General features: G+C 47.3%; 11 protein-coding genes. 4 read left to right on the top strand and 7 right to left on the bottom strand.

Features of this window, described 5'->3' with window-relative positions; all coding sequences use genetic code 11:
- Positions 1-149: 149 nt before the first annotated feature.
- From Q4A89_RS10505 to dnaE, 5 genes are all read right to left on the bottom strand, one after another.
- Positions 150-1,061 carry an MBL fold metallo-hydrolase gene (locus Q4A89_RS10505; protein ID WP_303185404.1) on the bottom strand — a complete coding sequence of 304 codons (912 nt, stop codon included), beginning with the start codon at positions 1,059-1,061 and terminating at the stop codon, positions 150-152.
- Between the two features lie 47 nt (positions 1,062-1,108).
- Entirely contained in the window at positions 1,109-2,440 is a 1,332-nt protein-coding gene (locus Q4A89_RS10500; protein ID WP_303185403.1) for a DNA recombination protein RmuC, read from the bottom strand.
- Positions 2,441-2,874: 434 nt separating this feature from the next.
- Entirely contained in the window at positions 2,875-3,288 is a 414-nt protein-coding gene (locus Q4A89_RS10495) for a Fur family transcriptional regulator (protein ID WP_303185402.1), read from the bottom strand.
- Positions 3,289-3,442: 154 nt separating this feature from the next.
- The gene (trxA, locus tag Q4A89_RS10490; protein ID WP_303185401.1) at positions 3,443-3,757 is read right to left on the bottom strand and encodes a thioredoxin; all 315 of its coding nucleotides are present in this window, start codon (positions 3,755-3,757) and stop codon (positions 3,443-3,445) included.
- A gap of 29 nt (positions 3,758-3,786) precedes the next feature.
- Positions 3,787-7,572, bottom strand: a complete 3,786-nt coding sequence (gene dnaE, locus Q4A89_RS10485; protein WP_303185400.1) for a DNA polymerase III subunit alpha — start codon at positions 7,570-7,572, stop codon at positions 3,787-3,789.
- A gap of 161 nt (positions 7,573-7,733) precedes the next feature.
- Between dnaE and Q4A89_RS10480 the strand changes: the two genes are divergently transcribed.
- From Q4A89_RS10480 to Q4A89_RS10470, 3 genes are all read left to right on the top strand, one after another.
- Complete coding sequence (locus tag Q4A89_RS10480) at positions 7,734-8,333, top strand: porin family protein (RefSeq protein ID WP_303185399.1); 600 nt, start codon at positions 7,734-7,736, stop codon at positions 8,331-8,333.
- A gap of 96 nt (positions 8,334-8,429) precedes the next feature.
- On the top strand, positions 8,430-9,530 hold the full coding sequence (locus tag Q4A89_RS10475) for a hypothetical protein (RefSeq protein ID WP_303185398.1): 1,101 nt from the start codon (positions 8,430-8,432) through the stop codon (positions 9,528-9,530).
- 65 nt (positions 9,531-9,595) lie between these two features.
- Positions 9,596-10,057 carry a methylglyoxal synthase gene (locus tag Q4A89_RS10470; protein ID WP_303185397.1) on the top strand — a complete coding sequence of 154 codons (462 nt, stop codon included), beginning with the start codon at positions 9,596-9,598 and terminating at the stop codon, positions 10,055-10,057.
- A gap of 12 nt (positions 10,058-10,069) precedes the next feature.
- Here the strand turns inward: Q4A89_RS10470 and Q4A89_RS10465 are convergent, their stop codons facing one another.
- Together Q4A89_RS10465 and Q4A89_RS10460 are read right to left on the bottom strand one after the other, a co-directional pair.
- On the bottom strand, positions 10,070-10,900 hold the full coding sequence (locus Q4A89_RS10465; protein WP_303185396.1) for a lipopolysaccharide assembly protein LapB: 831 nt from the start codon (positions 10,898-10,900) through the stop codon (positions 10,070-10,072).
- Between the two features lie 26 nt (positions 10,901-10,926).
- Positions 10,927-11,910, bottom strand: a complete 984-nt coding sequence (locus Q4A89_RS10460) for a TlpA disulfide reductase family protein (protein ID WP_303185395.1) — start codon at positions 11,908-11,910, stop codon at positions 10,927-10,929.
- 210 nt (positions 11,911-12,120) lie between these two features.
- On the opposite strand from Q4A89_RS10460, the gene Q4A89_RS10455 reads away from it, so the two are divergent.
- Positions 12,121-12,714 carry a 30S ribosomal protein S16 gene (locus Q4A89_RS10455; protein WP_303185394.1) on the top strand — a complete coding sequence of 198 codons (594 nt, stop codon included), beginning with the start codon at positions 12,121-12,123 and terminating at the stop codon, positions 12,712-12,714.
- The last annotated feature ends 78 nt before the right edge of the window (positions 12,715-12,792 follow it).

Raw genomic sequence — 12,792 nt, 5'->3', positions numbered from 1 at the left:
TCGGGCGTTGAGGGGTTGAGGTGTTGAGTTGTTTAAATGTTGAGGGGTTGTGTTGTTGGCCGGAAGGACTTTTCGTTCTTCGTTTTTCGTTTTTCACTTTCGCATGACAATTAATTTATGGTTATGCAGATTTATTTTTGATATGTCTTTTATTTATTCTTATCAAGTTTTCTAAGCCTATATGGTTCTCCGGGAGCCAGAAGAACGACTCTTTCGGGGTTCTTTACCCTTGCTTTCAGCTTCTCCGGATCGCCGTTAAAAGGAGTAAAATCGGGTGCGTCGACCGAACCCCAATGGTGGAGCAACAAAGGGGTATCGGGATAAGCATTAGCCAGACGAATCGCGCCTTCGAACGTGAAGTGCCATTCACTATCCGAAAAATCGAATAGTATCGCATCCGGTACGGGCATTTGCAAATGTTCTGGCATCAAGCGAGAATCGCCTGTGGCCCATATGGATCCGTCGGGCGTCTCGATCCGGAAGCCTGCGCAGTCTGCCTGTTTCCAGAATCTGCCGTTTCTGGCTTCGGGATAATCATTTTGCCACGCATGATCGGCAGGGGTTAAGGAAACACGAATGTTTTTCACCGAAAAAGTGTCGCCGATCAGATGTCCCTGAGAAGGTAAGCCTTGATTTTTCATAATTGAATCGACATATTCGGTTGAATGATAAACGTCCGTAACATTTTTTAAATCGGTGCAAGTCGGAACACTGTAATGATCGTTATCGCTGTGTGTGATCAAGACGGCATCCAAATGAGGTACTGTATGTGTTTCAATCGGTATATCGATCAATAAAGGCATATCGAAATCTTTAAGAACCGGATCGATCATGATCGTAGTGCCATGACTGTTAATCAGGAAGCCGGACATGCCTAACCAACGGATAGTCGTTTCATTCGTTTTCTCAAAGGCTTCTTTCCCAAAAAACTGAGTAGGAGGAGCTTTTGCCTGATATTTTTTTTCTGTTTCATGCTGCTTATCGGAATGCTGCTCTTTCGATGCCATTTTGTACGAGAGAGCTGTCAGCATAACAACCATAAGTAAAACCGTATTTCTCATCGCATTTATTATTTTATTATATATCTGATTTTTACCTGACAAAGAAATCACGTCTCTTCTTCCGTTTCGATCGATTCGCCCAGTACCGCCACCGACTCCTCCGGCGGAAGCGCCTGCACCCCTCTTAACTTACGCTCGATCGCTCGCGACCTTACCCCCGCCCGGTCGATTACGTTCGTCGCTTCCTGCAATTTTTTCTTCGTCTTTTCCAGAATCGTCCCAAAACGCCCGAACTCCGTCTTTACGGCGCCCAATATTTCCCACACCTCGCTCGATCGCTTTTCGATGGCCAGCGTTTTGAATCCCATCTGCAAACTACTCAGAAACGCCACCAGATTGGTAGGCCCTACGACCGTAATTTTAAATTCCCGCTGCAAACATTCGAACAACCCCGTCCGACGCAAAATCTCCGCGTACAAACCTTCCGTGGGCACAAACATAATTGCGAAATCCGTCGTTACCGGTGGATAAATATACTTATCCCTTATATTTTTCGCGTTCTTTCTAATCGAAGCCTCAAACTGTTTAGCAATCGTTTCCAGCTCTTTCGGACTCAAATCCGTCGCACGTTCATACGCCTCGATCAGCCGCTGATAATCTTCGTTCGGAAATTTCGAATCGATCGGAAGCAGTAAACTCTTCTCCTCGTCGTTACGATTCGGGAGCTTGATCACATATTCCACCCTTTCCTGAGTACCTTCTTTCACAATTGCGTTCTGCTCATACTGCTCCGGCGATAAAATCTGTTCAAGAATCACTCCTAACTGTATCTCTCCCAGATTTCCGCGCGTTTTCACATTCGTCAGCACCTTCTTCAAATCTCCTACACCCGAAGCGAGCGATTGCATCTCTCCCAATCCTTTATGTACCTCTTCCAGCCGTTCGCTAATCAACTTGAACGATTCATTAAAGCGTTTCTCTACTGTTTCTTGCAGCTTCTCGTCCACCGTTCTGCGCATCTCTTCCAGTTTTCGGCTGCTATCTTCGCGAATACTATTCAGCTTTTCTTCCACCGTGTCCCGTATTTCTTTCAACTTCCTCTCAACTTCCAGTTTCATCATCTCCTGCCGGGCTATCAACGCCTCGAACTTTTCTTTCTGAAACGTATTGAAATTTTTCGTATGATGCATAAAGCTGTCTTCGAACGATTTCAGAGAAAGCCTCTGTTCTACCCGGTTTTCTTTCGCCGTCCGCAGGTTTTCCTCCCTGCTTCGGCCGAATTCATCGCGAATCAGCGGATCGATTCGCGAAAGATCGGCGTCCATTCTGATCAGCCGTTCCTCCAGCTCTACGTCACGCGCATCTCCGCCCTTCTTCAACGTAAGAAAGATATTGATCAGCACAAGTACCATCAACGAGATGATGAGAATCGTAATCATTCTTGATGTTTTTTTTCTGTTACACTGTTTATTTTCAATCCGTCATAATGAATATTCGACTTGTACAAAGATAAACACCTTTTGCGAATATTCATAACAGCCTGTTCGGAGAAATATTTCAACAGTCCGGAGAGAATATGACCATCTGTGTTGATAGAAGAAGCGTCGTCATGATTAAAACAAGCGCCGTTATTTGTAATACGAGTACGGTCGTTAATAATATAAGCGTCGTCGTTAACAAAACAGCCGTCCGCGTTATATATTCTTCACAATGCGTTGGTAAAACTGTCGACCGCGTTAACAAAACAGCCGACCGCGTTATATATTCTTCACAATGCGCTCGTAAAACTGTCGACCGCGTTAACAAAACAGCCGACCGCGTTATATATTCTTCACAATGTAATAAAGAAACAAGCCCCCTCAAGCAGATAAACTCAAGAAGTTTGCCCGGACTTACACGCGGCACACAAACCTTTTACGTTTACATAGGCTTCATCGATCGAGAAGTCCGTATTTTGGGGGAGCAGATCATGAAGTTCGGGCAACGGAATATCCATGATACAGCCGCATTTCTTACAACGAAAATGCCCATGCGCTTCCATGATACTGTCGAACCGGGCATTTTTTTCATCAATATCAATCTGCGTGGCCGTTCCCTGTTGCACAAAAAGTTTCAGCGTATTATACACCGTCGTTTTCGAAAGAGTCGGAATGTGCGGCAGCAGCTCCGTATAAATCTCATCGACTGTCGGGTGCGTCTGATGCTTAAACAGAAATTCCATAATGGCTATGCGCTGAACAGAAGGCTTGATGCCATGTGCCAGCAGATATTGTTGCGTTGATCTCATGCTGCGCGGCTCATCTAAGTTTGTAATGGACACAAAGGTAGGCTAAAAAAACAACCCCGTCAAATATATCCGGATATTTTTGAATGAAAGCAAACAAAATCCGGGCAAACGCCATAAAATCGCGCCGCCCGGACTCCTCATGAAAGAAAATCAATCAAAGAAGTTTATCAATCTTCTCTGACAATGCGCCTTTCTGCGTAGCACCTACCTGTTTGTCGACCAGTTGCCCGTCCTTGAAGAGTAAAATCGTAGGAATGTTGCGGATTCCGTATTCCGAAACCACATCGTCATTCTCATCGACATTTACTTTTCCGATCGTCACACGGCCTTCGTATTCGGCAGCCAACTCATCGATGATGGGGCTCACCATCCGGCAGGGACCACACCACTCTGCCCAGAAATCCAATACCACAGGTTTCCCTGCATTCAATACTTCTTTGTAATTTGCGTCTGTTACTGTTAATGCCATAACTCAATTGTTTTTAATGGGTTGAAAAATTATTTGTTGATTGTAAAATCCAAATTGTCCGAATCGTTGATAAAATTCAGCAACTCTTGCGTCACGTTCAGTCTGATGTCGCGCGACGAGAAGTTTAACGCCACATGGTCGCTTCCGGTGACGTTGAAAAACAACTGCGTCTTGCCCGGATTGCTTTTCATCAGGGCGGACAGTTCACTGATCACCTCCTCGTTCAAATCACCGATCGGTATCGATATACTGATCGAATGAATCAACGAATCTTTCACGTCCTGCAAGAGTTGGATGGAGTTGATTTTAAAATCAAGCTCCGCTTCTTTCCAGCGGCGGGGCTGAACCGCAGCCTTTATATAAAGATAAAGTCCTTCCTTGCCGTACTTGCTGAAATTAATATAATTGTCGCCGAAAAGCGGCATCTCTCCGCTGCCCGACATATCTTCGATCTTGAGGATACCGTAAGGCTTCCCGTTCTTCGTGATTCCTTCACGATAGCCCGTCACGATGCCTCCGAGCAAAAGCTCCTTGTTCTGAAACTCTTCCCATTCGCGACTGTCCACATCTTTCATCGTCATGTTGCAGACATGATTCAGGATAATGCGGTATTCGTCGAGCGGATGCGCGGACAAGTAAATGCCGATAAGTTCTTTCTCCCGATTGAGCCGTTCCAGTATACTCCACGGCTCGCACTTCGGAATTTCGGGACGTGCAATCTGTATCGCATGATCATCCCCGAACAGCGAAGCGGACGACATTTGTTTATCCGTCTGGTATTTTGTTCCGTAGCGCATAATAACATCAATAAAAGTCTCACCCTTCTCGTTCGGCATTCCGAACGGTTCACGTGCCACGTTTAACGCGTCGAATGCTCCGGCCAGTGCAAGGCTCTCGAAAGCTTTCTTGTTGCATGCGCTCAGATTAACGCGTTCGACGAAGTCGTAAATATCCTTGTAAGGCCCACGTTTGTCACGCTCCTCGATAATGGCCTGCACCGCACTCTCTCCCACTCCTTTAACGGCCACCAGCCCGAATCGGATGTCTCCCTTCGCATTCACCCCGAACTTACGATGCGACTCGTTAATATCAGGCCCCAACACCTGAATCTTCATGGCCTTGCATTCGTCCATCGCCTTCGTAATTTCCTTGATGTTCGAGAGGTTCCGACTCAACACGGCGGCCATAAACTCCGACGGATAATGAGCTTTCAAATACGCCGTCTGGTAAGCCACCCACGAGTAGCACGTAGCATGACTTTTATTGAACGCGTACGAAGCGAACTTCTCCCAGTCGGCCCAAATCTTCTCAAGCGTTTTTATATGATGCCCGTTTTTTTGTCCGCCGTCAAAGAATTTACTCTTCAATTCGTTCATCTTGTCAATCTGCTTTTTCCCCATCGCCTTACGCAAGGTATCGCTTTGCCCGCGGGTAAAGCCGGCGAGCAACCTCGAAAGCAACATGACTTGCTCCTGATAAACGGTAATGCCGTAGGTGTTTTTCAGATAACGCTCCATTTCGGGAATGTCGTAAGTGATCTCTTCCCGACCATGCTTACGCGCGATAAACGCGGGAATATAATCCATGGGTCCGGGACGATAGAGGGCATTCATTGCGATCAGGTCTTCGAATTCGGTCGGCTGCAATTCCTTCAGATACTTTTGCATGCCGGCAGACTCGAACTGGAACGTCGCGACGGTCTTTCCCTGACAGAACAGTTCGTAAGTCAGCTTGTCGTCGATCGGAATTTTATCCATATCGATGGCCTTGCCGGTCGTCTGTTTGACGTTTTCGACCGCTTCTTTAATGATCGACAGGGTTTTCAGACCAAGAAAGTCCATCTTGATCAGCCCCGTTTCCTCAATAACCGAACCTTCATACTGCGTAACAAGCAAGGTTTCTTTCGTTTCCTTGTCTTCGGCCGTGGCAACAGGCACGATATCGGAAATATCCTGCTGTCCGATAATCACACCGCAGGCGTGAACGCCTGTATTCCGTACATTGCCTTCCAGTTTCTGAGCATATTTCAACGTATCGCGCAAGATCGGATTCATGCTGTTGGCCGCATCCTTCAACTCGGGTACGGCCTCAATGGCATTTTTCAGCGTAAGCTTCTTATCCGGGATCTTGTCGGGTACGAGTTTAGCCAGACGATTCGACTCCTTCAGGGGCAGTTGTTGAACTCGCGCCACATCTTTCAGCGCCAGTTTGGTCGCCATCGTACCGTAGGTGATAATATGCGCCACTCGCTGCTGACCATATTTTTCCGTCACCCATTTCAGGACTTCGCCCCGCCCGTCGTCATCAAAATCGATGTCGATATCGGGCATTGAGATACGATCGGGATTGAGGAAACGCTCGAACAGCAAATCGTATCGGATCGGATCAATATCGGTAATTCCCAAACAGTATGCGACGACCGACCCGGCAGCCGAACCGCGTCCCGGTCCGACGGATACGCCCATCTCACGGGCTGCCGTAATAAAGTCCTGCACAATCAGGAAATAGCCGGGGAATCCCATTCTTTTAATCGTTTGCAGCTCGAAGTCGATACGTTCTTTGGCCTCTTCCGGCAAATTTTCGCCGTAGCGATGCGGACTCATCGCCCGTTTAAGCGTCAGATGCTCGAGGTAGTCCGCTTCGAGCTTGATGCGAATCACCTTCTCATATCCGCCGAGACGGAGATAATTATCCGTTACTTTACCATCGGCATTCGTCTCGTTAAATTCGTCCATCAAGTCTTTGGCCGTATATTTCTCGCGATATTCCTCTTCCGTACCAAACGTAGGATCGATTTCGAAGAAAGGCATGAGCGCCGGCGAATCGATGGAATAGAGCTCCACCTTGTCAAGAATTTCGAGCGTATTGGTCAAGGCTTCGGGGACATCGGCAAAAATCGAGTTCATCTCGGCCGTGCTTTTCAGCCATTCTTGTTTAGAATAGCGCATTCGTGCTGGATCATCGATATCTTTACCGGTGCTGAGGCAGATCAGGCGATCGTGCGCTTCGGCATCGTCTTCGTTGACAAAATGTACATCATTCGTCGCAATGATTTTGACGCCGTGCTTACGTCCCAGCTCGATCAGCGCCTTATTGACTTCGACCTGCTTCGGAAAAGTCTTCTGGTCGGCATTCGCCGCATGCGTTTCGTGACGTTGCAGTTCCAAATAGTAATCGTCGCCGAAGAGATTTTTGAACCAAAGCACCGAGGCTTCGGCCTCTTCTTTCCGGTCTCGCATAATCAACTGCGGAATTTCACCTCCGAGGCATGCCGAACAGATGATCAACCCCTCATGGTACTTTTCAAGCAATTCCTTGTCGATGCGCGGGTTACGATAAAACCCTTCCGTCCACGAGAGCGAAACCATCTTAATCAAGTTCTTGTACCCTTTCAGATTTTTGGCCAGCACAATCAGATGCCACCCTCCGAGATCTTCTTTAGCTGTCTTGCTAAAGCGTCCGTTTCGTGCGCAATAGCACTCACAGCCTAAGATCGGTTTAAATATTTCTCTTTTTTTCGCATGTATCTTCTCCGAAAGTTTTTGCATACGATCGATTTCTTCGGCCGTTGGATTGTCTTTATCGTTTAATTCCCGAAGCTCGCTTTCGCAGTCTTTAATCGTAGCCAGATGTTTGCTGTTTTTCTTCTTAACCTTATTATAAAATTCCTTAATGCCAAACATGCTTCCATGATCGGTAAGCGCCATGCCCGGCATACCGTCGCTTTGCGCCTTCTCAATCAAGGCGTCGATAGAGGCCTGTCCGTCAAGCAGTGAATACTGCGAATGTACATGTAAATGGACAAACGGTACCATAAATTTTACCTTATATGCAATTGTGATGATGAAATTCGATTCAAAGATAAGAGATGTTTCGGAAGTCGGCAAGAAAATTCATCATTACTCGTTTTTTTTAGCAATAAATAGGTCGGGTCTCGAAAAAATCGTACTTTTGTTTGCAAATCAGATGAAAGAAGATGAAAAAAGGAGGATTTATACTGATGATGTGCCTGCTTTCGTGGGCGATGGAAGCCAAGATTACATGGGGTGCCCGAGCGGGTTTATCATACAGCTCATTGACGCAGATTGTCGATGACCAAGTCACGTATGGCGGCCGCCTGGGATTCAGTGTAGCCGGGTTGGCCGATATCCCGCTTTCGCGCAGATTTTCCATCTGTCCGGAACTCGCATTCGTCAATCAGGGCGGCTCATACTGCTATATCTTTTTGGTCAACGATAACAGAAAAGAAGGGCGACATACATGCAACTATTACTCGCTTCAGTTCCCCGTTAATTTAGTGTATAAGATCAATCTCAGCAACTGGCAGATGGGTATTCAGGCCGGCCCGTTCTTCTCCGTTTCCACACGAGAGCGGGAGCGCCATGAATGGAAAACCCGCGACTTCAGACCATTCGACATCGGCGCAGGAACAGGACTTTATGTCGAGCATCGATGCGTTTTCTTCTCGGTATATGCCCAAACGGGATTTATTAATAAACTACGGGAAAAGCAACCGTCTGAATCGCAGATTTATCAAAACGACGTGACTTTCTCGTTCGGCTACCGGTTTCGATAACTCCGATCTCGAAGCATCAAGGCAGAGCCCATCTGAAGATGATCGTACCGGACAGCATGATTACAATAAAAATACAATAACTTAAATAGACGAATCATGAAAAAGTTATCCTTCCTATCCGTGATGTTATTATGTTGGATGCAATTGACCCTAGCGCAAGACGCCGGTCGTTTTCCGTCTTTCGATCGTGTCGAAGATATATGCTATTGCGCCGTGCAGTTTCTACATCCTCGTCAGGTTGTTAAAAACAGCAATAATTACGAGATATTGTTGGCGCTGCGCCACCCAATGACACTTAAGCAGCTTGCTGCCACCGGCATCCCGCACAGGGAAAACCAAATCCTGCTCTTACAGTCGCAACGCCTGATCGAGCGCGATGGCAACACGTACCGGACAACAATCCCCATTCTCGACAGTTTACAAACAAGTGCCTTACGAACCGATTCATACAAGACCGGAAAAATACTTGTCCCCGAAATCGTTGACGACTGTCGCAAGCTGGTCGAGCACCTTTCGTCCGAAGGGATGCCCCATCATGCATTCAGCATCCTTTTCTCTTACGTCCTCGACGGAAAAATCTGGAAAGCGATGGAGAGAGAAAACATGGTGACCGGACGCAAGAAAGAGAGTCACGAATCGTGGGAGGGCAATTATTGGATACTGTACAACAAGCGTAAAACCCTGCAATGCGGAACAAATACAATGAATGCGCGCGGAAGGTATTCGCTCAAGATCAATTGGTCGGACGACCTGATTCGTTTGGCAAGCCCTCTTTTCAGCTCGAAAAACTTGAACGCTTTTTTGAAAGAAATCGATGCAAACGATAAGGTTTCCGAACCTTCCGCATTCTCATTTTTTACCGAAATCGGAATGATCCGTCCGGATGGTTCCATCAACATCCCGATTATTGAAGACTCCGATGCAAACCACATTCATGCGTTTGCCGAGACAATTAGCAACAAACTTACAGAAGCGCTCCAAACAAAGATCGATATCGAAGCTATCACACACAAATACGGCTTTTCCGATACGCATGAAGCAATGGTTATTTTCTACCACGAAGTCATGTGGGACATCCTTGGCGAGTTGGTGGAACGCGGTGTTGTACATCGACCGGCTGTCTTTGCTTCCCCTCAAACGGCTAAGCTGTCCGATGTGCGCGATCTATGCTTCCTACTCCGCGAAAATCACGAGTAGTACTTCGTCACAACAAAAAAATCACTACATTTGTCACGTAAGAGGATATAAAAACTGAAGATATAATGAAAAAGAAATTAACGATAGCACTCGTCGCACACGATAACCGTAAGGTCGACATGATCGACTGGGCCGTCTTCAACGCTGACTTTCTGGCTGTACATAACCTCGTTTGCACCGGTACGACCGGCACACTGATTCGCGACGCCTTCGAACAGCGGGGCATCGAATACAGCAATATCCGCTGCATGCACTCAGGCCCGATGGGGGGAGATACCGAAATTGCCGCCATGGTCGTGCGCAAGGAGATCAATTTGGCCGTATTCCTGATCGACGACCTCAACCCACAGCCGCATGAGGCCGATATCCAGATGCTCCTGCGCCAGTGCCGCGTTCACAACGTACCCATCGCGTGCAATCGTTACAGCGCCGACCTGATGATTACGAGCAGCCTTTGGGACGATGATACGTATGAGCCGATGGAACCGAAATATGCTCCGTTTAACCGTGAGAACTATCCGGTATAAAGCGGGATATCACTAAAAAGTCATTTGGATGAGTTCGTCGATAGCGGTCTTGTCATATCCCAACTCGAGCGCTTTCTTGAAATCGATCGCAGCCGATTCTTTCTCAAATTGCGCAAGCTTAATCTTGCCGCGCAAGACGTATAGATGTGCCGGCACGTCTTTCGCTTCGGCAAAGATTTTGTTCAAGTCGGCCATGGCGCGTGTGTTTTTTTTCATCAAAAAATAAACCTCGGCACGTTCCTCGTAATACCGCGGAGGCGTTCGCGATTTCTCGATCAGATAGCTGAGGATGGCTTCGCTGTCTTCGTAGTTTCCGCGCGCTTTATCAAGCACGGCAAACCCGAAACGTCCCAATTCCGACTCCTTATCGATAGACATGATCTTCTCGAAATCCTCGTCGGCCAGCATATACTCTTTCATCTCGACATATAACATTCCGCGCCGGTAATACGCATCAAGGTCGAGGGGGTCGACAAGCAGGAGCGCCTGATAATCATTCAAAGCCTTTTCCGTCTCGCCCATCTCGACATAAAGTTCCGCGCGGTTCGCAAGAATCAGTTTATTCGTCGGTTGCAGACTGAGCGCAGCACCATACGAAACAAGCGCCTCATCCGCTTTGCCTTGCTGTCGCTGGATTGTACCCAGATTCGAGAGTAGAGCGAAATTGTTTCTATTAGCCGGTTCAGCATGCATGGCCGCCTTCAGTGCCTCCTCGGCTGCAGGCAAATCACCTTTGTCCGCATATTCGTAGCTTTTGCGAATCATTTCTTCATACGTCTGCGCTTGCAACGCCCCCACCATGAGCAACAGCCCGAACACGAAATTCCATCTTTTTATTTTCATCTCCAATTCTTATACTTGAAATAATATCATTGCAACTCTTTGAGAAGCTCCGCCAACGCATCCCGCTTCTGTTGATTCGTACCGATCACCACTTTGCGGATAATACCTTGCTTGTCGACGATAACTGTTGTAGGGGTGACCTGAATACTGAACATCTTCCACAGTTCCTTGTCGGAAGCAATTTGTCTGAACAGAAATTGTTGCTTAGCCACAATCGGCTCAATCTCTTCACGGCTATTCCACGTCACGGCGAGAAAATGACTCTTCGGATAAAGCTTCGTCCAACCGCTTAATTCAGGCATCTCCCGTATACAGGAGCCACAACCCGTATACCAGAAATTCAGCACGAGAGGGCTACCCAGCAAGTCGTTCCTGTTCCATACCCGGCCTTCCGTATCAGTCACGCTGAAATCCGGCAGCGTATCACCTTCCGCCAACGAGATCGGTTCAGGCGCATGAAGCCGTATTCGCATCATCCGGCGAGGCTTTTCGGCTTCAGCCAAGAGCTCCTTAGCCCGCGGAACTTCATTTGCCGGCATGGCATAGGCCTTGTCGTCGGCCGATAATGCTCCGTCGAAGACAATCAGCGAGACCTTGTCCGACAGTTTCCCCATGTGTATATCTCTTCCGTCCAAGCTGGAAGGAAGCTCTGAAAAGAACAATCCTTCAATCAGATACTTCGCGGTTCGTACGGAAACGAAGCACTCCTTCATCTTTGCTGCCAATTGCAACTTTTCCTTAAACAAAGGCACTTCCTCCTCCGGCAAAGCTAAAGCAAGATCCGCCTTGTCAAACTCGCAATCCGCATTCAGCGAAAGCTCATAAAACACCCCGCCGGCGCTGTCTGTCATCCGGCTCATACCTCCAATACAAGGGAGTGATAAAGACGGTGGAACCTGCTTGTAAAAACGCCCATCAATAAGATATAACACTTTCAATTCCTGCGCTGAAAGTCCTATCCCCCAAACACTGCAAAGGAGCATCGTCGTAAAAATTCGTCTGAGTTTCATCGTTCATTCCATTTTGACATGACTAACCTGTATTTCCTGTTTTATGGTTACAAAGCTACAACAACGCGGCGTAATTTCGTGTTAAACGGCCGTTATAAATTATCAACCGAAAATCCTTGATTTTTTGTCGGAAGAGACGGCGGTATAAAAAAAATGCGTATCTTTGCGGCTCAATTTTTTACGAACAAAGTTTTATTTAATTATTCAAACATGGCAACGAGAATTAGATTGCAAAGATTCGGTCGTAAAAGCTACGCCTTTTATCAGATCGTTATTGCAGACAGCAGGGCTCCACGAGATGGAAAGTTTATTGAAAGGATCGGTTCTTATAACCCGAACACAAATCCTGCCACAATAGATTTGAATTTCGATAGAGCTTTGTATTGGTTACAGACAGGCGCGCAACCGACCGACACGGCGCGTATGATTCTTTCGCGCGAAGGCGTGTGCATGAAAAAGCACTTGCTGGACGGGGTAAAGAAAGGCGCATTCGACGAGGCAAAGGCTGAGGAGAAATTCCAGTCGTGGCTGACGGAGAAGAAACTCACTTTGCAGAAGGTGAAAGATACGGAACGCGAAAAGTCGAAAGCCGTAGTGAAAGCTCGTCTGGATGCGGAGAAAGAAGTGAACAAGGCAAAAGCGGAAATTGTAGCAAAGAAAAAGGCTGAGCTGGCTGCCGCCGAGGCAAAGGCTAAAGAAGAAGCTGCTGCGGAAGAAGCAAGTGCTGAAGAAGCCGTAGCTGCTGCACCGGCCGAAGAAGCTCCCGAAGCACCTCAGGCGGAAGAAGCACCGAAAGCCGAATAAATCCGTTTCGCGTAGAAAATAAGAAGGCGGTGTGTCAAAATGCACACCTCTTTTTTTATGCACAAAGCCCCGACTTTC

This window comes from Tannerella sp. (assembly GCF_030528505.1).
Taxonomy (GTDB): domain Bacteria; phylum Bacteroidota; class Bacteroidia; order Bacteroidales; family Tannerellaceae; genus Tannerella.
The sequence above is the reverse complement of the archived record's forward strand: the minus strand, read 5'-3'. Positions and strand labels throughout refer to the sequence as shown.